The sequence below is a fragment of the Vibrio sp. JZG10 genome (assembly GCF_054064075.1).
Genome location: NZ_JBSUGE010000015.1, coordinates 1 through 23,612, shown reverse-complemented (window position 1 = coordinate 23,612; position 23,612 = coordinate 1). Strand labels below are relative to the sequence as shown.

Sequence of the window (23,612 nt, the reverse complement as noted above, 5' to 3'; positions counted from 1 at the left end):
TTAATCCAGGTAGTCATAACCAGGAATTGTTAAAAAGTTGGTCAGCTCATCGCTCGTAGTGAGCCTTGCCATCAAGTCTGCCGCTTCTTCAAATCGACCCGCTTGGTAGCGCTGCTCGCCAATTTCTTGTTTCACTACTTCAATCTCTTCTTTTAGATAGAGCTCGAACAGATCCTTAGTGACCTTCAATCCGTTATCTAGCGACTTGCCGTGTTGAATCCATTGCCAGATAGAAGCGCGAGATATTTCAGCTGTCGCCGCATCTTCCATCAAGCCATAAATCGGTACACAACCATTACCAGAAATCCAAGCTTCGATGTATTGCAGCGCAACACGAATATTGTGGCGCATTCCGGCTTCTGTACGCTCGCCTTCACAAGGCTCGAGTAGTTCAGCCGCTGTAATAGGTGCATCCTCTGAACGACTCACATCCAATTGATTGGTGCGCTCGCCCAGTACAGCACTAAAAACTTCCATCGCGGTGTCAGCCAAACCTGGATGAGCTACCCAAGTACCGTCGTGACCGTTGTTTGCTTCTAGCGATTTGTCAGTCTGGATCTTGTCTAATACTTTTTGATTCTCTTGCGGGTCTTTCGCTGGGATAAAGGCGGCCATTCCTCCCATCGCGAAAGCACCTCGTTTATGACAAGTACGCACCAATAATCGCGAGTAAGCGTTCAAGAATGGCTTGTCCATAGTGACCACTTGGCGATCTGGCAGTACGCGTTCAGGGTGCTTCTTCAAGGTTTTGATGTAGCTAAAGATGTAATCCCAGCGACCACAGTTCAAACCAACGATGTGTTCTTTAAGTGAGAACAGAATCTCATCCATTTCGAATACGGCTGGTAAAGTTTCAATCAGCACAGTCGCTTTGATGGTGCCTGTATCAAGACCGAAATAGTCTTCCGTGAAATGGAACACTTCGCTCCACCACTTCGCTTCGTGATGCGATTGTAGTTTCGGAATGTAGAAATAAGGGCCGCTGCCTTTTTGAAGTAACGCTTTGTAGTTGTTATAGAAGTACAGAGCGAAATCGAATAGCGCACCTGGAATGATCTGACCGTGCCACGTAACGTGTTTTTCTTTTAAATGAAGGCCGCGAACACGGCAGATCAACACCGCTGGGTCATCTTCCAGCTGATAATGCTTGCCATTGCCAGGGTTGGTGTAACTGATGGTGCCATTCACGGCATCGCGTAAATTCACTTGCCCATCCAGCACTTTACTCCATGCTGGAGACATTGAATCTTCGAAGTCTGCCATGAACACTTTTACATTCGCATTCAGTGCGTTAATCACCATCTTGCGATCAGTTGGTCCGGTAATCTCCACACGGCGATCTTGCAGATCTTGTGGGATTCCTAAGATCTTCCAGCTTCCTTCACGGATGTCTTGTGTCTCTGGTAAAAAGTCTGGCAGCTCACCTGCATCAATACGCGCTTGCTTCTCTTCTCGTGCTTCCATCAACTGCTCAACACGTCCGGCAAATTTTTCACACAGCAGAGATAAAAAGGTTTGGGCTTCAACAGGGAAAATTGCTTGATGTTCTGGAGCAACGACTCCATTCACCTCAAGCATGCCTTGGGTTTGCTTTAGTTGTTGTGTTTTTTGTTCTGTCTGAGCAAGCATAATCATTCATCCTTAACGTGCTTTATCCATCTTGGGCAGTCAGCGTAAAGCTACATTTGTAAGTTATGAACAACAAATTACATCCTTTAACTTTGTGTTCAACTCGTCTAGCCATGTCGATAGATTGCGTAATGTTATGTGTATTTTCAATCTAGACATAAGTCTTATCGGCCTTTAAATAAGCTATCTCAACAAAGGGTTTAACGAAACCCCCAAGATAAACAAAACAGAAAATTCGAAGTTTTATTCGGCAGGGTAAAAACCGCCTATCGAACACCTATTTTTGTAAGTTATTACGTAATTAAATTACATTAATTTTAAGGCCGATTTATCATTTCAAACGAGTGTATGAATATAGACTGGCAAACAAACGCCTTGTATTCACAAGGGCTGGCAAGGTGGATTCAAACAAGGGTCAAACAAGACATACAAGGTTTTGTGTAAAATTAACATTGTGAAATTTCACTATTTTATGAAAGCTTCATCAAAGAAGAGCTGTAAAATTTTACAAGTCAAAGTTCACCAACAGAATAAAATACTAGAAAGCGCACTGTTTTCAGTGCGCTTTTAGATAAATAATGGAGATGTAGAGGCTAATACTAATAGCTAAAGCAGTTCGGAAACGACTTCTGCAAGCTGATTAAATGTTTTCGTTCTTGATGAACTCGGACGCCAAACTAAGCCAATTTCGCGATAGGCTTGCTTTCCTGGGGGATCGATCACGACTAAATTCTGGTTATGCAGCAGGCCGTGGTCGATAGCCATTTGAGGAATGAACGTCGTTCCCAAACCATTCGCAACCATTTGCACCAAAGTATGAAGGCTGGTTGCTGTAAACGGATTAATTTTTTCTTTATCTGTTAATTTACACGCAGATACCGCGTGTTCCGTTAAGCAATGCTCTTTCTCTAATAAAAAGACGGATTCGTCAGGTAAATCTGCGTAACGAATCGGCACAGGCACCGATTGGGCTTGATTCGCACTAATAACCATTCGAAACGGATCCTTACCCACCACTCGACTTTCCATACCGTCAATTTCCACTGGCAACGCTAAAATGAGCACATCCAACTCACCGTGTCTAAGCGCTTGAAGTAAGTTTGTTGTCGTGTCTTCTCTTAATAAAAGATTCAGTTGTGGGAAACGGTAGTTAACCTCTTGCACCAAATCACACAGTAAAAACGGAGCAATTGTTGGTATGCATCCCACTTTTAGCTGGCCTTGCATATCGTCGCCTTGGCACATACGTCCAAGCTCGACCAAATCTTGCCCTTTTGCTAACAGCTCTCGCCCCTGCTTTACTACCATTTCTCCCGTTTGGGTAAAAACCAGTGGACTTTTCTTGTCTTTCTTTTCATATAATGGACAACCAATCAATTCCTCTAAGTTTTGAATACCTTTACTTAAAGTCGACTGACTGACAAAACAACGCTCTGCAGCGTCACTAAAATGTCTTGTTTCATGCAGCGTGACTAAGTAGTGCAACTGCTTCAAACTGGGCCATTTATTCATAATTGTATTTGTATCTACCGCCGTTCCAGTGATCGAGTTAAGAGTTTTGCTATTATCGTTTTTTTCGATTAACTCAATCTATTTATTTCGCTTTTTTCAATACTACAATCTGTACTATAGTTTGTCTCGTACAAACACGGACCAAACCGACACAACTGAATTCGGTTTGGAACTAACCATACTTTTTAGGAGCAAAAAAAATGGTACTAGTAGGTCGTCAAGCCCCTGATTTTACTGCAGCAGCTGTTCTAGGTAACGGTGAAATCGTTGAAAACTTCAACTTTGCAGAGTTCACTAAAGGTAAGAAAGCAGTAGTATTCTTCTACCCACTAGATTTCACTTTCGTTTGCCCATCTGAGCTAATCGCATTCGACAACCGTCTAGCTGATTTCCAAGCTAAAGGTGTTGAAGTAATCGGTGTTTCTATCGATTCTCAGTTCTCTCACAACGCATGGCGTAACACTGCTATCGAAGATGGCGGTATCGGTCAAGTTAAGTACCCACTAGTTGCTGACGTTAAGCACGAAATCTGTAAAGCTTACGACGTTGAGCACCCAGAAGCAGGCGTTGCTTTCCGTGGTTCTTTCCTAATCGACGAAGAAGGCGTTGTACGTCACCAAGTAGTTAACGACCTACCTCTAGGCCGTAACATCGACGAAATGCTACGCATGGTTGACGCTCTTAACTTCCACCAGAAGCACGGCGAAGTATGTCCTGCACAATGGGAAGAAGGTAAAGCAGGTATGGACGCATCTCCAAAAGGTGTTGCAGCGTTCCTATCTGAGCACGCAGCTGACCTAGGCAAAAAATAATAGACCTTCACCCTAGCTCAACGGGTGTGATGGTTGGATGTATATAAAGCAAAAAGCTAATGCGGAAAACCGCAAACGCCAATCAGTCTAAGTAAAGTCCTATCAAAGCCCAGAGCAAATGCTCTGGGCTTTCTTTTACCTTCAGATAAACCGCCAAAATGAGGTAACGCTGCAGCGTAAACTTTACCTCTATTTCTCATGCCCTCCATACAGATTCTGCTTACTGGCCCTGTTAATATCTTAGCCACAACACTTATTTGTAACGTTAGCAGGATAAATGAACGTGGTTACTCACCTAGAAGTCTGTATCGATAATATTGAATCTCTGCACTACGCCATTGCTGGCGGCGCCACTCGGATTGAGCTTTGCTCCTCTTTGGCTTTAGGCGGGCTAACACCCAGCTATGGCTTTATGCAGCAAGCCGCTAAGCTTTCGACTATTCCGGTTTATGCCATGATCCGCCCACGCCAAGGTGACTTCTTCTACAATGAAGAAGAGATCGAAATGATGCGGTGGGATATTGAAGCTGCTCACCAATCGGGCTTGGATGGTGTGGTTTTAGGTGTACTCACTCAAGAGGGGGATATTCACATGCCCTTTGCAACAGCACTGTGCGAATTCGCACAGGAATTAGGGCTGGGCATAACGTTCCATCGTGCTTTTGATCAATGTAGAAACGCTCAATCAGCATTGGAAGAGGTCATCAGTTTGGGCTGCGAACGCATTCTCACTTCAGGGCTCGCACCTTCTGCGCCAGCAGGCCAGAAAGTACTTAAATCTCTTGTTGAACAAGCCCAAGGACGCATTGCAATCATGGCGGGTGCTGGCGTTAATGCGAGTAACGTACGTGCATTAGTAGAAGACACTCAGGTTCCTGAAATCCATTTGTCAGGGAAAACGACTCGACCGAGTAAAATGACCTTTATTGCTGAACAAAGCAAAATGGGCGCAACTGATGTCGATGATTTCTTAATCCCCATCACAAGTACACAAGCCATTACCGATGTCGTAGCAACTCTCAAATAGACCACCGCAACCTCACACGCATAGCTTTTGAGTGCTAACATATTGTTTATCAAGGAGTGAGGAAAGATGTATGTCTAAATTGAAGAAAAAGGAATACGAAAAGGAGCTCAAAAACCTTCAAGTTGAGCTCGTAAAACTTCAAGAGTGGGTCAAACACAAAGGGTTAAAAGTGGTGGTTCTGTTTGAAGGCCGTGATGCTGCGGGCAAAGGCGGGGTGATAAAGCGAATTACAGAAAAGCTAAACCCGCGTGTTTGTCGCGTAGTGGCTCTGCCTGCACCGACAGAAAAAGAAAAAACGCAATGGTACTTCCAACGTTACGTCGCTCATTTGCCATCTGCTGGTGAAGTCGTTTTATTTGACCGAAGTTGGTATAACCGAGCGGGTGTCGAAAAAGTCATGGGGTTCTGTACTCCAGACGAATACGAGGAGTTTTTACGCTCTTGCCCTGAATTCGAGAGAATGTTGCAACGCTCTGGGATTATTCTGATTAAGTATTGGTTTTCGGTTTCAGACGAAGAGCAGGAAAAACGTTTTCTAGGTCGAATTAATACGCCGATCAAACGTTGGAAATTCAGCCCAATGGATTTAGAGTCACGTCATCGCTGGGCGGAGTATTCGGAAGCAAAAGATAAGATGTTTGCCTATACAGACACGAAAAACTGCCCTTGGTGGGTCGTCCCTTCTGATGACAAAAAGAAAGCGCGCTTGAACTGTATCAGTCATTTACTAAGCCAGATTGATTACAAAGCACTTGAGTACTCACCCATCGAATTACCTGAACTCAATAAAGAAGGTTATGTCAGAGCGCCCATTGATGATCAGACCTTCGTGCCCGATAAATATTGACGTGCTTTCCCTCTCCCTAATAAATAGACCAGACTAAAAGCTGGTCTATTTATTGAAATCAGTTACTTCAGTACGTCATCAATGCTTTGATCACCTAGATGGCGTACATCTTTCCCTTTCACGAAGTAAATAATGTATTCACAGATGTTCTGGCAACGGTCCCCCACGCGTTCAATCGCGCGTGCAGACCACATCACTTGCAGAATATTGGGGATATTTTTTGGATCTTCCATCATGTAGGTCATCAACTGACGAATTACCGCTTCATATTCGGCGTCTAGCTTGTCATCTTGTTTGTGCACCTCTGCTGCCGCTTCTACATCCATGCGGGCAAACGCATCCAAAACCTGATGCAGCATATTAATTGCCTGACGGCAGAGAGGCTCTAACGACACTTGGAACTGTCGTTCTTTTGATGATGGGCTTTCAATGGCAACGTAAGCAATGCGTGTCGCCACGTCACCGATACGTTCTAAATCAGTGATCGTTTTGATGATAGCCATGATTAAGCGCAAGTCTTTTGCCGTTGGCTGACGCTTAGCAATAATGCGTGTGCAGGCGTCATCGATCGAGACTTCCATCGCATTCACTTTATGATCGTCACGCACAACCTTACGCGCCAGTTCGATATCTTCTTTATGCAAGGCTTGAATAGCATACGAAAGCTGCTGTTCTACCAAGCCACCCATGGTTAATACATGAGTACGAATCGATTCTAGCTCTACGTTAAATTGTCCTGAAATATGACGTCCAAAGTGCATGATGTTCCTTATTCCGTATAGAGTCGCGACTTAACCGTATCGACCCGTAATGTAATCTTCGGTCTGTTTCTTCATTGGCGAAGTGAAGATCGAGTCCGCGTCAGAGTATTCAATTAACTTACCCATATGAATGAATGCGGTGTGATCACTCACTCGCGCCGCTTGCTGCATGTTATGGGTAACGATAACGACAGTATATTGAGTCTTAAGCTCATTGATAAGCTCTTCAATAGTTAAAGTTGAGATTGGATCCAACGCTGATGTTGGCTCGTCCAATAACAGGACTTCCGGCTCAATCGCCACCGCGCGCGCAATGACCAAGCGCTGTTGCTGACCACCAGATAAACCAAATGCGTTCTCATGCAAGCGGTCTTTTACCTCATCCCACAACGCCGCCGAGCGCAAGGATCGCTCCACTGCGTCATCTAAACTACGGCTGTTTTTTACACCTTGTAAGCGTAAGCCATAAACTACATTTTCATAAATAGACTTAGGAAATGGATTGGGTCTTTGAAACACCATCCCCACTCGGCGTCGAAGTGTCGCAACATCGACATTAGGATGATAAACATTTTTGCCATGTAGACGGACTTTACCTGTGACTCGACACCCTTCTACTAAGTCGTTCATGCGATTGATGCAACGTAATAACGTCGACTTTCCACACCCTGAAGGACCGATAAAAGCGGTGACTCGCCCTTTGGGAATTCGCATCGAAATATCATGCAGCGCCTGAGTTTGACCATAGAACAGATTAAGGTTCTCGATTGAGATTGCTGTTTGTTCATCCGTTAAATTATGAACGTCCAATGGTGGCTCATAACCTAATGTACTATCAAAATTAAACATACTTAATCTTGTCCTAACGTTCTGTATTTTTCTCGTAAATTATTGCGAATACTGATTGCTGTTAAGTTTAGCCCGACAATCACTGTCACGAGTAAGAAAGAGGTAGCATAAACTAATGGTCGCGCAGCTTCGATGTTGGAGGTTTGAAAGCCAACATCGTAAATGTGAAAACCTAAATGCATGAACTTTCTATCCAAATGCACATAAGGGAATTGCCCGTCAACCGGTAAACTGGAAGCCAATTTCACGACCCCCACCAGCATCAGTGGCGCTACTTCGCCAGCTGCACGCGCAATCGCAAGGATCAACCCTGTGATAATAGCTGGCGTCGCCATAGGCAAAACCACACGCCATAGTGTTTCAAACTGAGTTGCACCAAGCGCCAGAGAACCATGTCGTACTGAACTCGGAATACGAGTTAAACCTTCTTCTGTCGTCACAATCACAACCGGAAGCGTCAGCACGGCAAGAGTTAGTGCAGACCACAACAAACCCGGCGTACCAAAGGTTGGTGCCGGTAGCTTCTCCGCATAGAATATGTTGTCGATAGAGGCACCAATCGTATAAACAAAGAAGCCTAAACCAAATACGCCATAAACAATCGATGGAACACCCGCTAGGTTTATAACCGCAATACGAATAACCCTGGTTAGAGCGTTATTCTTAGCGTATTCATGCAGATAGATAGCGGCGATCACCCCAAGTGGCATCACAATGATCGACATGATAATTACTAAGAAAACCGTACCAAATATCGCAGGGAACACGCCTCCCTCGGAGTTAGACTCTCTTGGATCTTCAGATAAAAACTTCCAAACCTGCTTCCCCCAGTGCATGACTTTATCAGGCAGTGACATTTGGTTTGGGTACCAGTAGTCCAAAATGTCTTCGAGCGGAATCGATACTTGTGAGCCCGTCATATCCTCGACAATCAGGGCATAGCCAGAAAGCTGTAATCGTAAGCCATCAAGCTGTAAATCTAACGTCGCCAGAGCTTTCTCTATCCGCTCTTTTTTCGTCTGGTTTTCCTTTAAGAAGCTTTCTGTCAGCGTGTCATTCAACTCATGCTTGCGCTTTTCTAATCGCAACTGCTCTAGCTTCCAACCAAGCTCTTTAAGCTGATCGACAACCAAAGAGTCAATCTCATGGCGCAGAGTTTCTGCATCATCCAGTTTTTTGTTCAAGACTGATTGAATATCGTTGGTGTATAAGTTATCCCCATCCTGAAACGCCACCAGCTTACCAAAAAAGTAACCGCCGCTGCTGCGCTCGATCACAGCCCACTCTTTTGGCGTCGTGGGCTCATCCAACTGCATTTGCAATACGGAGATAAAATCGGCGGGATACAACTCTCGGTTGGCGATTTTGATACTGAGTCGCGTAGCAAAGTCTTCATCGTCTTCTAATTTCTGCGCCGCGCTTTCAGGCAGATAACTCTTCGGTACAAAGCTGCGTTCATACACTTGACCAATCAGAATAGTATTTTCATGTAGCACTTCGCCTTGCACAGGGGTCAGCGCTGCAACATTCCACTGATACAAGGGTGCTGGCCAAAAGTAAGTCAGGCCTTTCCAGCCGATAAGGAGTAACAACCCTAATACCGACAACAAACTGATGCTGACTGCACCGCCTGTTAGCCATATCCACGGTGCGCCAGAACGAATCCAATTTAACACGTCATTACTCGCTCTTTATTCAAACCATTATTACAACGCACGGTACTTATCTCTCAGTCTTTGACGAACCCATTCCGCAAGCGCGTTTACTGCAAACGTAAATACAAACAAAATCAATGCAGCTAGGAACAATAGACGATAATGCGAACTTCCAACTTCCGACTCTGGCAACTCAACGGCGATGGTCGCCGACAGGCTGCGCAATCCTTCCAAAATATTCCAATCCATTAATGGCGTATTGCCCGTTGCCATTAACACAATCATGGTTTCACCAACAGCGCGTCCCAGGCCCATCATAATGGCAGAAAAAATACCCGGGCTTGCGGTAAGCAAGACAACATAGATTAAAGTTTGCCAAGGCGTGGCCCCTAATGCCAAAGAGCCATCCGATAAATGCTTCGGCACAGAGAAAATGGCATCTTCGGCGATGGTAAAAATCGTCGGGATAACAGCAAACCCCATCGCTAACCCCACCACCAATGCATTACGTTGATCGTAACCAATGCCATGCTCGGTTAAGAACAAGCGCATATCGCCACCAAAGAACGTCTGCTCAATCGTAGGCGAAATCCACACTCCAAGCCCAATCAGTACCAATATGACAGGCATGAGCACTAAAGCATGCCAACCATTAGGCAGACGATTCCGCAAAGGTTGCGGTATTAACGCCCATAACCCGCCCATAATCATGGTGCTCAAGGGCAAAACAAACAGCATGACGACGATCGTAATCAGGTGATCTTCGACGATAGGCGCGAACCACAGCCCCGCTAGGAAACCAATGATCACCGTCGGCAGTGCTTCCATTAGCTCAATCGACGGTTTTACGACACGACGCATGCGTGGCGACATAAAGTACGCCGTATAAATAGCACCTAGCACTGCGAGCGGTACTGAAAACAGCATCGCAAACATCGCCGCTTTTATCGTCCCAAACGCAATAGGTACTAGGCTGAACTTAGCCTCAAAGTTATCGCTCGCCGAAGTCGATTGCCACACATATTCAGGCTCAGGATACCCTTCGTACCACACTTCTTGCCATAATGAGGACAATGAAATTTCCGGATAGGCATTGTCCACTTCCGCAACATTTAACGCATTATTTTGCCAAGTGATTAAGTAGTGTTCATTGTTAGACATTGCTGCGATTGCGGGCGCTTGATTGTACGCACGCTTAAACAACACCAGTTTTTCACTGGTTGTATAATGGCTTTGCAACGTGCCGTTGGTGTAAAAGCTATAAAATCCTTTGCGATGAGAATCCGGCAACAAATACTTAAGCTCTGATGCCAATTTAAAATCACGAATATGCGTTAACGTGCGTCTCTCTTCTTGCAGCGTGTCAAACCATTGCGACACCCGACCATCGTTGTGTGTCACCAAAAGCGAGTAAGCACCAGCCAGTAGGTCCATTGTACGAACGGAGTGCTCCTTATCACCTTGAGTGAGGTCGACCACCTCTCGCACAGCAAATTTACGTGCGGTTTTCTTTAACACGATCAACTCAGAGCCATCGCGCAAATAAAGCGTTTCACCATCAGGTGTCAATAACATTTGCTGAGGGGCATCAAAGCCTGAAGAGAACGTAAAATCGATCGTTGTAGGAGGCGTCCCCAAAGACGAAGCCACTTGCCAGCGTGCTTTCACTTCACCGCTTTGCGTCTGCCAAACAACCGTTGGTAAGGGCGTCGAAGCTGCAAATACAAACTGAGTCACAGGATCTTGAGGCGTACTTAGTGTCAGATCCATGCTGGTGTCTAGCTCAATCACTTCCGGAGGACGTGTATTTTCTCTCAATGTGGCATTAAATTCTGGCTTGAAAAGGTTCGCTTTACCCTGCCCATCAACAAATCCATACCAACCTAGCCCAGGAGTAGATTGAGAGAAAGCGACGGGTTTCTGGACGACTTGCTGTGTATACACCGCAGGTTTCGTAGGATCGTCCATCGACAAATATTGAATCTCACCACTTTGGGTTAGAACGAACGCGAGCTGAGCGTAATCATCCACTGAAATCGCAAGTGGTGTTTCAATATGAGTGGCTCGAATGGCTTGGTTGGTTTTGATCTCCGCATCAGAAAAAAGCGGAATGATCACCATGGCGAGGTAGACAAAGATCAAAATAAGCGCCGCGAGTACGCCGACACCCCCGGATGTCACTGCAAGTCGAACTAAACGATCTTTTATCAGTCGTTTCTTATCTTTTTCCTGCAATGAAAACTCGGCTTGTGCCATTTAAATCTCTACCTTTTTTGACTTAGTACTAGAATATGTCGTTAAGATGACAATTATATTACAGATCACATTAAACACCTGAAAAGAATACAACTCTTATGCAATGCGTGGTATGAAATAAATCTGTAATGAAAATCTCATAATGTTCTCACTCATCCATTTTTCCAAGATGAGTACGTATTACTTCACTTTTGGCTAGGTAAGGTTATGAGCGCAGAAAAACTATATATAGAAAAAGAACTTAGTTGGTTGTCTTTCAACGAACGAGTATTACAAGAAGCTGCCGATAAAACCGTCCCTTTGATCGAACGTATTCGCTTTCTTGGGATTTTTTCCAACAATTTAGATGAATTTTACAAAGTACGCTTTGCGGACGTGAAGCGCAGAATCCTAATCAGCCAAGAGCGCGGTGGCAGCGATAGCCCTAAACGACTGTTAACCAAAATGCAGTCGAAAGCACTCAAGCTTAACGAACAATTTGATGAGCTTTACAGCGAATTGATTCGAGAAATGGCGCGACGTCGCATTTTCTTGGTCAACGAGCAACAACTGGATGAATCGCAGCAAAAGTGGATCGCGAAATACTTCCGTAGAGAGGTCATGCCGCATATCACCCCTCTGCTAATGAAAGATGAGATCGATGTTCTGCAATTTCTCAAAGACGAGTACGCTTACATCGCCGTAGAGCTACGTAAAGAAGAACATTACCAATACGCTTTGATCGAAATTCCGACCGATCACCTTCCCCGCTTTGTGATGGTACCAGAACAGAAAGGAAAGCGTCGAAAAACCATCATCTTACTTGATAATATTATCCGCCACTGTTTGGATGAGCTGTTCAAAGGCTTTTTTGATTATGATGAGCTTAGCGGCTATGCGATGAAAATGACGCGTGACGCCGAATACGATTTACGCAACGAAATCGAATACAGCTTGCTCGAACAAATGTCTGAAGGTGTCAATCAGCGACTGACAGCAAAGCCCGTTCGCTTCGTCTACGAACGTGATATGCCGCCCCAAATGCTAGAGTTTCTTTGTAACAAGCTCAATATCTCTAATTACGATAACCTTATTCCCGGCGGCCGCTATCACAATTTTAAAGACTTCATTGCGTTTCCAAATGTTGGGCGAGAGTACCTTGAAAATAAACCACTTCCGCCAATGAAATGCGCCGATTTCGAAGGTTACGCTAACAGCTTTGATGCGATTAAAGCGAAAGATATTCTACTCTATTACCCCTACCACACTTTTGACCACATTAGTGAGTTGGTACGCCAAGCCTCCTTCGATCCGAAAGTGCTTAGTATCAAGATTAACATTTACCGTGTCGCGAAAGATTCTCGCTTGATGAACTCGTTAATTGATGCCGTGCACAACGGCAAAAACGTCACCGTGGTCGTGGAGCTGCAGGCTCGCTTTGATGAAGAAGCCAATATCGAATGGTCAAAAGTGTTGACCGAAGCTGGTGTGCACGTCATCTTCGGAGCGCCTGGCCTTAAGATTCACTCAAAGCTACTGATGATCAGTCGCCGTGAAGGTGAAGAAATTATTCGCTACGCGCACATCGGCACAGGCAACTTCCATGAGAAGACGGCACGAATTTATACCGACTTCTCTCTCCTTACCGCAGATCAAGAAATCACTAACGAAGTTCGTAATGTCTTCGGTTATATTGAGAATCCATACCGCCCAGTGAAGTTCAACCACCTCATGGTATCTCCACGTAATTCTCGTACCCAAATCTACCGCTTAATTGATAATGAAATTGCGAATGCCAAGCTAGGAAAGAAAGCCGCTCTTACGATCAAGGTCAATAACCTAGTCGATAAGGGCATCATCAATAAGCTATATGGAGCAAGTACGGCGGGAGTGAAAATAAATATGATCATTCGCGGCATGTGCTCCTTAGTACCGGGCATTGAGGGGATCAGCGACAATATTCGCATCATCAGTATTGTTGACCGCTTTTTGGAACACCCACGCGTGGTGATTACCCATAACGATGGCGATCCGCAAGTCTATATCTCTTCCGCTGACTGGATGACAAGAAATATCGATCACCGCATTGAGGTGGCGGCGCCAGTCCGTGATCCACGTTTGAAACAGAGAATTATTGATATAACGAATATCCATTTTACCGATACAGTAAAGGCTCGTTTTATAGATAAGGAAATGAGCAACGCTTACGTACCACGAGGTAATCGCAAAAAAGTTCGTTCTCAAATCGCTATCTATGACTATCTTAAAAATATAGAAAAGCAAACTAGAAAACAAAATTCAGATGCCTCAAATACTTGAACAAGATACTCGCTACATTGCCGCGATAGACCTCGGCTCAAACAGTTTCCACATGGTGGTGGCCAAGGTTGTAGGCAGTGACTTACAACTGGTTAGCCGTCATAAACAGCGTGTTCGCTTAGCATCAGGACTCGACAGTGAATTGAACTTAAGTCATTCCGCGATGGAACGTGCGTTAGAGTGCTTAGCCATGTTCGCTGAGAGGCTGCAAGGGCTTGATGAGTCGAATGTGCGTATCGCCGCGACACACACACTAAGACGCGCTAAAAATGCTCATCTATTCATTGAGCGTGCGAAAGAAGTGATGCCCTTCCCAATAGAAATCATCCCAGGGGAAGAAGAAGCCCGCCTGATATACTTAGGTGTCGCTCACACTCAAGTAGAGTCAAACTCCAAGTTGGTCGTTGATATTGGTGGCGGCAGTACCGAAATGATCATTGGACAAGAGTTTGAACCTGAGCTTCTCAACAGTAAACAGATGGGATGCGTCAGCTTTACAGAGCAATATTTTAAAAACGGCAAACTGTCTGGGAAAAACTTTAATAAAGCGATGTTAGCCGCCGAGCAAAAACTCGAGTCCATCGCTTCAGCATACCGTAAAAAAGGCTGGGATATCGCTCTCGGCTCATCAGGAACCATCAAAGCGATTCAAGAAGTGCTAGTAGGATTAGGTTTTGAAGATGGCCTGATCACCGCGAAGAGACTGGACACGCTTATTGAAACTCTGTGTAATTTTGATTCAATTGAAGAGATTGAACTGACAGGTTTAACAGAAGAACGTAAGCCCGTATTCGCGGCAGGCGTGGCGATTTTGTCCGCAATTTTCAAAGCACTTCGCATTGAGCAGATGTTTTTCTCCGATGGTGCTCTGCGCGAAGGTCTGTTGTACGAAATGGAAGAGCGTTTTGCGCGCTCCGATATACGTATGCGCACAACTGAAAATTTAGCCAACAAACACCGGGTTGACTTAGAGCATGCTGCTCGTGTTAAAGGCCATGCACGTGAGATGTTATGTCAGGTGCGCTCTGAACTAGGCATTAAGAAAAAGAGTGAGTTATTTGACTTACTAGAATGGGCAGCATTGCTTCATGAAGTCGGATTAAGTATCAATTTACGTAGCTTCCATCGCCACTCTTTCTATATTCTGTTGCATTCCACTCTACAAGGCTTCAACCGTGAACAGCAATTAGTGCTCGCAACATTAGCCCGCTTCCAACGCAAAGCACTTAAACTGCAAGAACTGCCAGTTTTCAACCTCTACAAACAAAGTGACGTGATAAGCCTCATCAAAATATTACGACTTTCTATCGTATTAAATGGGCAGCGTAACGAAGATCCATTGCCTGATATCACCTTATCCATCAAAAATGACGAATGGATTCTCACATGCACAGATGAAGCATGGCTAGAAAACAACAAATTGCTTCATGCTGATTTGCAGGAAGAACAAGAACGTTGGGACAACGCGAAGTGGACACTCACTTTCTGATTTCGTACTGTTCATACCTAAATAAAAAGTCGGCTTACAGGCCGACTTTTTTTAACTCTTCTTCTGCAAAGTCTGCCGTAATGGGCACATAACCATCTTTCTCAACCAACGCTTGCCCCTGAGCGGAGAAAATAAAGCGAATAAACTCGGCTTCTATTGGTGTTAATGGGTAATCCGGGTGCTTATTCACATATACATACAAGTAACGTGATAGTGGGTACTTACCACTAACAATATGTTCTCGCGTTGGAGTCACGTAGTCATTTCCTATTTTTGCCACAGGAACTAAGCGCACGCCTGCCACTCGATAACCAACACCAGAATAGCCAACTCCACTGATAGTAGAGGCAACAGCTTGCACAACTGACGCTGAGCCTGGCTGCTCGTTAACTCGTGTTTTAAAATCGCCACCACATAAGGCATTGCTTTTGAAGTAACCATAAGTTCCAGAAACGGAGTTACGACCAAACAACTGTACGTTGCGCTTTGCCCACTGTGATTCAAGACCGAGTTGCTGCCAGTTCGTGATAAATTGACTTTCACCACAGCGTAGCGTGGCAGAAAACAAAGCATCTAATTGACTAAAGTTAAGTCCTTGAATTGGATTGTCTTGATGAACAAAAATACCGATTGCATCGATGGCCACCCTGAGCGCCGTTGGCTTGTAGCCATGTTCACGTTCAAACGCTTCAACCTCTCTTAAACGCATAGGGCGGCTCATGGGACCAAACTGAGCTGTTTGTTCGGTCAATGCTGGGGGGGCCGTAGAAGATCCAGACGCTTGGACTTGCGCATTAATATTCGGGTAAATGGATTTAAACTCTTCAACCCAAAGTGTTGTCATGCCCGCAAGTGTATCGGAGCCGACAGAGAGCAAATTCCCGACAATCCCAGTCGTTTTATGATAATTCGGCAATGGCTTATCTTGAGCGACAGCCATACAGGAACAAACAAGCGCGAATAAACTGAATGTTTTTGCCAATCGTAACGCCATTATTTCACCACCAAACGTTCAGGCAATACAAAAGAAAACTTACTGCCCACGCCCACTTCACTGTGAATTTCCAAATGAGAATCATGGTGGCTCAGCGCATGTTTCACAATAGCCAACCCTAACCCACTCCCTCCGGTATCGCGTGATCTTGCTTTATCGACGCGATAAAAACGCTCAGTAAGCCGATGGAGGTGCTGAGGCTCTATACCATCACCACTATCCTCCACCTCTAAGCATGCGCCTTGAGATGTCTGGAACCAACGAACATTAATGTTCGCGCCAGGCGGTGTGTATTTGACAGCATTATAAACGAGGTTAGAGATAGCACTACGTAACTGGTCATCATCGCCCAGTACACGTAGGCTAGCATCAACATCAAATTTCAATTTATGTTGGTTGTCCCCACTAAGGCTGACCGCCTCTTTTTCTAGTACTTCTAGCATCGCAGGTACATTCACGACTTCTTCAAGCTCATGCATAGGTGCCGCTTCAATTTTAGATAGCGTCAGTAGTTGGTTCACCAAACTGTTCATGCGGTTGAGCTGCTCCGTCATAACACCATGCGCTTTGCTCCACATTGGGCCCACAACCATGTCAGGGTCTTCTGTCATCTCCAAATAACCTTGTAGCACCGTCATTGGTGTACGCAGTTCATGAGAAACGTTAGCAAAGAAATTACGGCGCATTCCCTCAAGTTGTTTTAACTGGCTAACATCACGCACCACCATCAAATGTTCACCTTCGGTATACGGTACGATACGTAGTTCTAGCATGCGTTCGACATTGAGTGGTGAACGCATTTCCAATGGCTCAGAGAAGTCTTTCTTGTTGAGGTACTTGATAAAATCAGGCGTACGAATGAGGTTGGAGATAGGTTGACCAGAGTCTTCCGGCCAATGGAAACCCAATAAGTGTTGAGCCAGTTTGTTACACCAAACGATATTGCCTTCAGCACGGAACACCACGACGGCATCGGGTAACGATTCCGCACCATTTCTGAATCGGCGAATGAGATTAGTAAGCTCTTTGCGTTTACGGCGTTGACGCTGCTGTAAGCGATACAAGCCATTGAACAAAGATTCCCAGTTACCGCTACCAGACGGTGGTGTAAGGCGCTTTTCATCCCATAACCAAGAAGATAAACGTACTTGGTTATGCAAATGCCACACAAGCTGCAATGCCGTAGCTGCCAAAAGCAACCACGGCATATAACCGAATATCCAACCTACTATCACCCATGGGGTGTAAAAAAAAGCCAGCTCCCAGGCCAGCTTTTTCCACGTTAATCTTTCAACCACTCATAACTCCAGAAATGGTACCGATAAGCTGCGTGTTAATTTATGCCTTTGTCGAGAAGCGGTATCCAGCACCACGAACAGTTTGGATCAGCTTATCATGACCTGCGGCTTCCAATGCTTTACGCAGGCGGCGAATATGAACATCGACCGTACGATCTTCAACATACACGTTAGTACCCCAAACATTGTTTAATAGCTGCTCACGGCTGTACACACGCTCTTGATGCGTCATGAAAAAATGCAGCATTTTAAACTCTGTTGGGCCCATATCTAATGGTGCATCATTAGCCGTGACACGGTGTGATACAGGATCAAGCTTCAATCCCTGCACATCAATTACGTCTTCCAGTGCGGTCGGGGTTACGCGACGAATCACCGCTTTTAAGCGGGCAACCAACTCTTTAGGAGAGAATGGCTTAGTAATGTAGTCATCCGCACCGACTTCTAAACCGCGCACTTTATCTTCTTCTTCACCACGAGCGGTAAGCATCACAACTGGAATGTTGCGCGTTAATTCCTCTCGCTTCATGTGTTTGATGAAGTTAATGCCGCTGCCGCCTGGTAACATCCAATCCAGTAAAACTAAATCAGGGAAGGGTTCAGCCAGTTTGGTTACTGCAGTATCGTAATCTTCCGCTTCCACCGCTTGGTAACCTTTCTGCTCAAGTACGAAGCACAGCATTTCGCGAATAGGAGCTTCGTCTTCAACAACCAGAATCCTTCTAGACATAATTGAGTAACCTTATGTTCGTTGAGCTAATGAATTTAAGAGACAAAGCGCCCCTCTATGCATAAGCATTATCACTACCAATTATGACACTTTTGTGACCTTTGAAAACAAATTTTCATATAACTTTCTTTTGAGGTTCATTCGGATATTTTTCATTTCTATTAAGACATCAGCACAAAAATTCCCTATGATTAGTCCCTTGTCATCAAGCCTAGAGAAGATTTATGTGGTTTAAAAACTGTCTGGTATACCGCGTTAACCGCGAGGTTACTTTCAACGCCGAACAACTAGAAACTCAACTGTCTGAATTCCGATTCACCCCATGTGGCAGTCAAGATAAACAGAAATTTGGCTGGGTCAGTGCAATGGGTAGACATGGCGACATGATGACTCACGTGTCAGAAAACCGCATTCTGATTTGCGCCAAGAAAGAAGAGAAAATGCTACCTGCCTCAGTGATCAAAGAGTCATTGAATGCAAAAGTAGAAGCAATGGAAGCGCAAGAAGGTCGTCCTCTGAAGAAGAAAGAGAAAGACAACCTGAAAGATGACATCGTAATGGATTTACTGCCTCGCGCATTTAGCCGCAGCAGCCACACTCACGTGCTCATCATGCCAAAAGAAGGGTTCATCCTTGTTGACGCAAGCAGCTACAAAAAAGCGGAAGACGTATTAGCACTACTTCGTAAAACCATGGGTAGTTTACCTGTTGTTCCTGCCATTCCAGAAGTAGCGATTGAAACAACGCTAACCGAGTGGGTGAAAACGGGCGACACACCTCAAGGTATCACCATGATGGACGAAGCTGAGCTAAAATCCGTGCTTGAAGAAGGTGGCGTGATTCGTTGTAAGAAGCAAGAGTTGACCACAGATGAAATCCGCAACCACATCGCAGCAGATAAAGTCGTAACGAAGCTTGCACTTAATTGGCAAGATCGTATTGAATTCATCATGACAGAAGATGCGGGTATTAAGCGTCTAAAATTCTCTGATGAATTGAAAGATCAAAATGACGATATTCCACGTGAAGATCAAGCAGCTCGATTTGATGCAGACTTCTCTCTGATGTGTGGGGAGTTCAGTGCTTTCCTACCCAACCTATACGATGCGCTAGGCGGCTTACCAAATCCCAACGCTTAATATTGTATAAAGGTTAACCATAACGCCCTCACTTTTTTTGAGGGTGTTTTTCTATCTGAAGCACAATTACCCTAGTCACAGTTCACATTTTGACGTAAAATTTGCGCCCCATTTCCATTAGGTGGAATTGGCCTGACTTGTGATCAGATAAAAGAGAATTGAGCAATGACAACTGAGAAAGCATTCGTACCTGAGCTACTGTCTCCTGCGGGAAGCCTGAAAAACATGCGTTACGCATTCGCCTACGGCGCAGATGCAGTTTACGCTGGCCAACCTCGCTACAGCCTTCGCGTACGTAACAATGAGTTTAACCACGAAAACCTAAAAATCGGTATCGATGAAGCGCATGCTCTAGGCAAAAAGCTTTATGTGGTATGTAACATTCAACCACACAACTCGAAGCTAAAAACCTTCATCCGTGATCTTAAACCAATCGTAGAAATGGGTCCTGACGCATTGATCATGTCAGATCCAGGTCTAATCATGATGGTTCGTGAAGCTTTCCCAGAAATGCCAATTCACCTTTCTGTACAAGCAAACGCTGTAAACTGGGCGACTGTTAAGTTCTGGGCAGCGAATGGCGTGGAACGAGTGATCGTTTCTCGCGAACTATCTTTAGAAGAAATCGAAGAAATTCGTGAGCATTGTCCTGAAACTGAACTTGAAGTATTCGTTCACGGTGCATTATGCATGGCTTATTCTGGTCGTTGCCTACTTTCTGGTTACATCAACAAACGTGATCCTAACCAAGGCACTTGCACTAACGCGTGCCGTTGGGAATACAAAGTGGAAGAAGGCAAAGAAAACGACGCTGGTGATATCGTAGAGAAATTTGATCCGTCTGAAGCGCAGCCTGTCGAAATACAAGACGAACGCCCTGAAACCACAATTGGCCGTGGTAAACCAACGGATGAAGTCGTTCTACTTTCTGAAGCGCACCGTCCAGAAGAAAAAATGGCAGCGTACGAAGATGAACATGGTACTTACATCATGAACTCTAAAGACCTGCGAGCAGTGCAGCATGTTGAGCGCCTAACCAAGATGGGTGTGCACTCGCTGAAAATCGAAGGTCGTACTAAATCATTCTATTACTGTGCTCGTACTGCACAGGTTTACCGCAAAGCAATTGATGACGCTGTAGCAGGCCGACCATTTGATGAAAGCCTAATGGGCACACTAGAGAGCCTAGCTCACCGTGGCTATACCGAAGGCTTCCTACGTCGTCATACTCACGACACCTACCAGAATTACGATTACGGCTACTCCGTCTCTGATGCTCAACAGTTTGTCGGTGAGTTCACAGGTAAACGTCGTGGCGATATGGCTGAAGTAGAAGTGAAAAATAAATTCCTTGTCGGTGATAGCCTTGAGCTAATGACGCCAAAAGGTAATGTTGTTTTCACGCTAGAAGCGATGGAAAACCGTAAGTCAGAGTCGATTGAGGATGCCAAAGGGAATGGTCACTTCGTCTTCATTCCAGTACCAGCAGATCTAGATTTAGAATACGGTCTATTGATGCGTAACTTAAACTCAGGGCAGGACACCCGTAACCCGACTGGTAAGTAATCATGGCTTTGCTCATTACTGACAAATGCATTAACTGCGACATGTGTGATCCCGAATGCCCCAATGGGGCAATCAGCATGGGAGAAAGCATTTTCGAGATTGACCCAGCTCTATGTACAGAGTGTAAGGGACATTACGAAAAGCCGACCTGTCAGTCAGTGTGCCCGATTACAAAATGCATTATCACAGACCCGGATCATGTAGAAACAGAAGAGCAGTTACTGGAGAAGTTCGTGATTATTCAAGGGTTAGCATAAGAACAAGTAGGTTCAACTTTGGAGACAAAGTTGAACCTTTTTTTAACCCGACTTTTCAATAGGATAGATATTACAAAACAACTCTTTTTCAAAATGAGACTCTAACCGATCTCGCCAATTTTCAGCTTGGGAAACCGGCACAAGATAAAAGTTTTCTCGGCTCGTGTCCGTAACAAAAGCCATTCCATATTGCATCAGCTCGTAATGCACATCATTAACAAATCCGGGATCAAGACGCTGACGTCCTGTCAGGTGGTTTACATCAACCCGAGTCAATAAGACCCCTTTCGTTTCACTGCTAAATCTGTGTCTTAACCACTCTGCAAATTCTTTTGCACAAATCATAGTCATGGTTTTATCCTTGATTTACTCTTCTAGTAGGAGAAGTATCCATTCCCACCTCACACACTTGTCTGCCTTGTTATTGCTTCGCTAGCCAACTGACAGACATATTGCTAAGAAACCAAAGTATCGTGACGAAAGATCTTTCTAAACAGAGAAGTTACGACTTATCTATACTACAACTCTTTGTTTAATTTAGATTTCTATATTATGTCACCAAAACTAATTAGGTTAGTTTTTGTATTGGTATTATTCACTGTAGACAAAAGTATGATGTTTCTCCAGTTTCATAAAAGAGATACGTAAGGGAATATAAACCTATAGAGTCACTCTAGTTAGTAGAGATAAGTGATTGGCATTGCGGTGGAATCGCTTTTTTTTGCTTGGGCTTAGTAATAACTTTCGCAGACGGAGGCTTATCGATAGGCTTAACTTTCGGTCCCCAACTAGCAAGCTCTACCCCGCAACCATCACCAGCGGGAGGCAGAGCTTGTTCAACACAATAGCCACTCGACTCAGGACAAGATAACCTGACGTGGAAGTGGTAATGATGCCCCCACCAAGGGCGAACTTTACGTAACCAAGAACGTTCTTTGCCTTCTTCTTGCGAGCAAAGCTGCTCCTTAATAACAGGATGTACAAAAATTCGTGCAACATCCTCACTCTGTGCAGCATATCGAATCAGCCTAAAGTGCCTATCTTCCCAGCGATGGTTAAGTATGGAATACCCTTTTAAGTCCACCACACTCATTGGCTTAGGGAGTTGTAATTCGTTATAAGAAAGCGGTTGGTCAGCGAGTCTTAACCAGATATCAATATCTAACCCAGTTTGGTGACTAGAATGGCCAGAAGAAAACCTTCCTCCTCGTGGTAAAGACAGGTCACCTATAAGCAGCGTTGTGTCGAGATTTTGATGAGCTTTAAGCGCTAGGTTTTCAATAAACTCTATCGTTTTAGGGTGCCCATAGTAGCGTTTCGTTTTACTGCGTAAAACTTGATAACCAACGCCATCAAGAGGCAAAGGTAATGCACCATCCAAACAACCGTTAGCATAGCTACCAATAGAGGAAGAAGAGTTTTGGGTAGGGTTAGCAACAGACTCCCAAGGAGTAGAGTATACTGAAGCTGAGAAACATAAACCCAAAGATACAATGAAACTCAGCTTCATAGATTTTAGCCTTTAGTAGTGTTCGCCATTATCGTAATAAGCTTTAGGGGATAAAGCTGAAAAGATAACTGCAACATCAATATCCGCACCAGCAATACCACGAACTTGCTGTGTAATAAGCTTAGCAACTTTATCTTGTACTTCCTGACCACGATCAAACCAAAGCACTTCGACAAAAGGATATGCAGCACTCACCTCGCCCTCATTGAAAAACGTAGTGTAGATATACTCAAAAGTAAAATCCTCACGCGGACAGTCCATCAGAGGCTGAAGTTCATCCGTCAGAGGCTTTGATAGTGCCTGAACAGCTTGCGGCTCTACAGCACGGAATCGAAAATGTGGCATAAACTTACTTCCTAATTATTAGCATTAACTCATGATAATAACAGGAACCAAGTCAGTAATCATCCAAGCCAATGTAACCACTAACCTTTTCTATTCACGTCATATAGATCAAGTAGTAAATCAACTAGCTCACTAACGAAGAATAATGGGAGTATGAACAGAGGTAAGAAGGGGGAAAACGATACACCGAAGCTTAGTGACGCAATCTATTGCAAGGGAAATAGAATGGCTTAAGTCACCGATGTAATATGTTCTTAAGATCAATGTGCATCAGATGTCGACAACTATTCGCTAGAAACGAAAAAGGCTCTGACCTAAGTCAGAGCCTTGATATATGGCAGGGGTGGAGAGATTCGAACTCCCAACACGCGGATTTGGAATCCGCTGCTCTGCCAATTGGAGCTACACCCCTGCAGTTCGTGTTTAATGAGACGACTCTCAAATAAGTGGCGGAGTGGACGGGACTCGAACCCGCGACCCCCGGCGTGACAGGCCGGTATTCTAACCAACTGAACTACCACTCCGCAGTGGTATCACTCGCTTGTAATCAGCAAGTGTCCAAAATTTAAAGCCTGGCGATGTCCTACTCTCACATGGGGAAGCCCCACACTACCATCGGCGCTATTTCGTTTCACTTC

20 protein-coding genes and 2 tRNA genes are annotated in these 23,612 nt (G+C 44.7%); 8 read left to right on the top strand and 14 right to left on the bottom strand.

Annotated features, from left to right (window positions below; all coding sequences use genetic code 11):
* Both aceB and ACWYVB_RS16680 read right to left on the bottom strand, forming a co-directional pair.
* Positions 1-1,629 (bottom strand): malate synthase A, encoded by a 1,629-nt coding sequence (gene aceB, locus ACWYVB_RS16685; protein ID WP_301640501.1) that lies wholly within the window; start codon positions 1,627-1,629, stop codon positions 1-3.
* Between the two features lie 606 nt (positions 1,630-2,235).
* Positions 2,236-3,141: a hydrogen peroxide-inducible genes activator gene (locus ACWYVB_RS16680; RefSeq protein ID WP_005383681.1), complete on the bottom strand. Its 906-nt coding sequence runs from the start codon at positions 3,139-3,141 to the stop codon at positions 2,236-2,238.
* A gap of 200 nt (positions 3,142-3,341) precedes the next feature.
* On the opposite strand from ACWYVB_RS16680, the gene ACWYVB_RS16675 reads away from it, so the two are divergent.
* The 3 genes from ACWYVB_RS16675 (at position 3,342) to ppk2 (ending at position 5,827) form a co-directional block, all read left to right on the top strand.
* Positions 3,342-3,953 carry a peroxiredoxin C gene (locus tag ACWYVB_RS16675; protein ID WP_005381738.1) on the top strand — a complete coding sequence of 204 codons (612 nt, stop codon included), beginning with the start codon at positions 3,342-3,344 and terminating at the stop codon, positions 3,951-3,953.
* A gap of 283 nt (positions 3,954-4,236) precedes the next feature.
* On the top strand, positions 4,237-4,980 hold the full coding sequence (locus ACWYVB_RS16670) for a copper homeostasis protein CutC (RefSeq protein WP_457529560.1): 744 nt from the start codon (positions 4,237-4,239) through the stop codon (positions 4,978-4,980).
* Between the two features lie 70 nt (positions 4,981-5,050).
* Positions 5,051-5,827, top strand: coding sequence for a polyphosphate kinase 2 (gene ppk2 / locus ACWYVB_RS16665; RefSeq protein ID WP_301640504.1), 777 nt, complete (start codon positions 5,051-5,053; stop codon positions 5,825-5,827).
* A 62-nt stretch (positions 5,828-5,889) separates the two neighbouring features.
* Here ppk2 and phoU read toward each other — a convergent pair whose 3' ends face one another.
* The 4 genes from phoU to ACWYVB_RS16645 are packed head-to-tail and all read right to left on the bottom strand — an operon-like array spanning position 5,890 to position 11,348.
* Positions 5,890-6,588 (bottom strand): phosphate signaling complex protein PhoU, encoded by a 699-nt coding sequence (gene phoU, locus ACWYVB_RS16660; RefSeq protein WP_005381744.1) that lies wholly within the window; start codon positions 6,586-6,588, stop codon positions 5,890-5,892.
* 30 nt (positions 6,589-6,618) lie between these two features.
* Positions 6,619-7,437 carry a phosphate ABC transporter ATP-binding protein PstB gene (gene pstB / locus ACWYVB_RS16655; protein WP_005381745.1) on the bottom strand — a complete coding sequence of 273 codons (819 nt, stop codon included), beginning with the start codon at positions 7,435-7,437 and terminating at the stop codon, positions 6,619-6,621.
* A 2-nt stretch (positions 7,438-7,439) separates the two neighbouring features.
* Positions 7,440-9,113: a phosphate ABC transporter permease PstA gene (gene pstA, locus ACWYVB_RS16650; RefSeq protein WP_301640505.1), complete on the bottom strand. Its 1,674-nt coding sequence runs from the start codon at positions 9,111-9,113 to the stop codon at positions 7,440-7,442.
* 30 nt (positions 9,114-9,143) lie between these two features.
* Positions 9,144-11,348 (bottom strand): ABC transporter permease subunit, encoded by a 2,205-nt coding sequence (locus ACWYVB_RS16645; protein WP_301640506.1) that lies wholly within the window; start codon positions 11,346-11,348, stop codon positions 9,144-9,146.
* Positions 11,349-11,555: 207 nt separating this feature from the next.
* Here ACWYVB_RS16645 and ppk1 point away from each other — a divergent pair, with 207 nt between their 5' ends.
* Both ppk1 and ppx read left to right on the top strand, forming a co-directional pair.
* Positions 11,556-13,646 carry a polyphosphate kinase 1 gene (gene ppk1, locus ACWYVB_RS16640; protein ID WP_457529479.1) on the top strand — a complete coding sequence of 697 codons (2,091 nt, stop codon included), beginning with the start codon at positions 11,556-11,558 and terminating at the stop codon, positions 13,644-13,646.
* The gene (ppx, locus tag ACWYVB_RS16635; protein ID WP_316681778.1) at positions 13,630-15,135 is read left to right on the top strand and encodes an exopolyphosphatase; all 1,506 of its coding nucleotides are present in this window, start codon (positions 13,630-13,632) and stop codon (positions 15,133-15,135) included. Before ppk1 ends, ppx begins: the two co-directional genes overlap by 17 nt.
* A gap of 34 nt (positions 15,136-15,169) precedes the next feature.
* On the opposite strand, the gene ACWYVB_RS16630 is transcribed toward ppx, so the two are convergent.
* From ACWYVB_RS16630 to phoB, 3 genes are read right to left on the bottom strand one after another with little or no spacing between them, the layout of a single operon-like run.
* Positions 15,170-16,129 (bottom strand): PstS family phosphate ABC transporter substrate-binding protein, encoded by a 960-nt coding sequence (locus tag ACWYVB_RS16630; protein WP_457529477.1) that lies wholly within the window; start codon positions 16,127-16,129, stop codon positions 15,170-15,172.
* The gene (phoR, locus tag ACWYVB_RS16625) at positions 16,129-17,427 is read right to left on the bottom strand and encodes a phosphate regulon sensor histidine kinase PhoR (protein WP_005383667.1); all 1,299 of its coding nucleotides are present in this window, start codon (positions 17,425-17,427) and stop codon (positions 16,129-16,131) included. Before phoR ends, ACWYVB_RS16630 begins: the two co-directional genes overlap by 1 nt.
* Positions 17,428-17,467: 40 nt before the next feature.
* Positions 17,468-18,157: a phosphate regulon transcriptional regulator PhoB gene (gene phoB, locus ACWYVB_RS16620; protein WP_005381752.1), complete on the bottom strand. Its 690-nt coding sequence runs from the start codon at positions 18,155-18,157 to the stop codon at positions 17,468-17,470.
* A gap of 224 nt (positions 18,158-18,381) precedes the next feature.
* On the opposite strand from phoB, the gene rdgC reads away from it, so the two are divergent.
* The 3 genes from rdgC to ACWYVB_RS16605 all read left to right on the top strand — a co-directional run bounded on the left by rdgC (position 18,382) and on the right by ACWYVB_RS16605 (position 21,119).
* Positions 18,382-19,296, top strand: a complete 915-nt coding sequence (rdgC, locus tag ACWYVB_RS16615; RefSeq protein WP_005391604.1) for a recombination-associated protein RdgC — start codon at positions 18,382-18,384, stop codon at positions 19,294-19,296.
* A 165-nt stretch (positions 19,297-19,461) separates the two neighbouring features.
* Positions 19,462-20,862: a prephenate-dependent tRNA uridine(34) hydroxylase TrhP gene (trhP, locus tag ACWYVB_RS16610; RefSeq protein ID WP_104971298.1), complete on the top strand. Its 1,401-nt coding sequence runs from the start codon at positions 19,462-19,464 to the stop codon at positions 20,860-20,862.
* Between the two features lie 2 nt (positions 20,863-20,864).
* Positions 20,865-21,119, top strand: coding sequence for a YfhL family 4Fe-4S dicluster ferredoxin (locus tag ACWYVB_RS16605; RefSeq protein ID WP_031780214.1), 255 nt, complete (start codon positions 20,865-20,867; stop codon positions 21,117-21,119).
* 42 nt (positions 21,120-21,161) lie between these two features.
* On the opposite strand, the gene ACWYVB_RS16600 is transcribed toward ACWYVB_RS16605, so the two are convergent.
* The 5 genes from ACWYVB_RS16600 to ACWYVB_RS16580 form a co-directional block, all read right to left on the bottom strand.
* A complete protein-coding gene (locus ACWYVB_RS16600; RefSeq protein WP_005391608.1) occupies positions 21,162-21,470 on the bottom strand; it encodes a hypothetical protein in 309 nt (102 codons plus the stop codon).
* 322 nt (positions 21,471-21,792) lie between these two features.
* Positions 21,793-22,629 carry a penicillin-insensitive murein endopeptidase gene (mepA, locus tag ACWYVB_RS16595; protein ID WP_258684871.1) on the bottom strand — a complete coding sequence of 279 codons (837 nt, stop codon included), beginning with the start codon at positions 22,627-22,629 and terminating at the stop codon, positions 21,793-21,795.
* Positions 22,630-22,641: 12 nt separating this feature from the next.
* Entirely contained in the window at positions 22,642-22,974 is a 333-nt protein-coding gene (locus tag ACWYVB_RS16590) for a DUF1904 domain-containing protein (protein ID WP_005391613.1), read from the bottom strand.
* Positions 22,975-23,309: 335 nt separating this feature from the next.
* A tRNA-Trp gene (locus ACWYVB_RS16585) sits at positions 23,310-23,386 on the bottom strand.
* Between the two features lie 35 nt (positions 23,387-23,421).
* Positions 23,422-23,498 (bottom strand) — tRNA-Asp (locus ACWYVB_RS16580).
* Positions 23,499-23,612 lie beyond the last annotated feature (114 nt).

Excerpts from the sequence above, each read along its gene's own strand:
- aceB (WP_301640501.1), bottom strand. The coding sequence starts at position 1,629 with ATGCTTGCTCAGACAGAACAAAAAACACAACAACTAAAGCAAACCCAA.
- ACWYVB_RS16680 (WP_005383681.1), bottom strand. The coding sequence starts at position 3,141 with ATGAATAAATGGCCCAGTTTGAAGCAGTTGCACTACTTAGTCACGCTG.
- ACWYVB_RS16675 (WP_005381738.1), top strand. The coding sequence starts at position 3,342 with ATGGTACTAGTAGGTCGTCAAGCCCCTGATTTTACTGCAGCAGCTGTT.
- ppk2 (WP_301640504.1), top strand. The coding sequence starts at position 5,051 with ATGTCTAAATTGAAGAAAAAGGAATACGAAAAGGAGCTCAAAAACCTT.
- phoU (WP_005381744.1), bottom strand. The coding sequence starts at position 6,588 with ATGCACTTTGGACGTCATATTTCAGGACAATTTAACGTAGAGCTAGAA.
- pstB (WP_005381745.1), bottom strand. The coding sequence starts at position 7,437 with ATGTTTAATTTTGATAGTACATTAGGTTATGAGCCACCATTGGACGTT.
- ACWYVB_RS16645 (WP_301640506.1), bottom strand. The coding sequence starts at position 11,348 with ATGGCACAAGCCGAGTTTTCATTGCAGGAAAAAGATAAGAAACGACTG.
- ppk1 (WP_457529479.1), top strand. The coding sequence starts at position 11,556 with ATGAGCGCAGAAAAACTATATATAGAAAAAGAACTTAGTTGGTTGTCT.
- ppx (WP_316681778.1), top strand. The coding sequence starts at position 13,630 with ATGCCTCAAATACTTGAACAAGATACTCGCTACATTGCCGCGATAGAC.
- ACWYVB_RS16630 (WP_457529477.1), bottom strand. The coding sequence starts at position 16,129 with ATGGCGTTACGATTGGCAAAAACATTCAGTTTATTCGCGCTTGTTTGT.
- phoB (WP_005381752.1), bottom strand. The coding sequence starts at position 18,157 with ATGTCTAGAAGGATTCTGGTTGTTGAAGACGAAGCTCCTATTCGCGAA.
- rdgC (WP_005391604.1), top strand. The coding sequence starts at position 18,382 with ATGTGGTTTAAAAACTGTCTGGTATACCGCGTTAACCGCGAGGTTACT.
- trhP (WP_104971298.1), top strand. The coding sequence starts at position 19,462 with ATGACAACTGAGAAAGCATTCGTACCTGAGCTACTGTCTCCTGCGGGA.
- ACWYVB_RS16605 (WP_031780214.1), top strand. The coding sequence starts at position 20,865 with ATGGCTTTGCTCATTACTGACAAATGCATTAACTGCGACATGTGTGAT.
- ACWYVB_RS16600 (WP_005391608.1), bottom strand. The coding sequence starts at position 21,470 with ATGACTATGATTTGTGCAAAAGAATTTGCAGAGTGGTTAAGACACAGA.
- mepA (WP_258684871.1), bottom strand. The coding sequence starts at position 22,629 with ATGAAGCTGAGTTTCATTGTATCTTTGGGTTTATGTTTCTCAGCTTCA.
- ACWYVB_RS16590 (WP_005391613.1), bottom strand. The coding sequence starts at position 22,974 with ATGCCACATTTTCGATTCCGTGCTGTAGAGCCGCAAGCTGTTCAGGCA.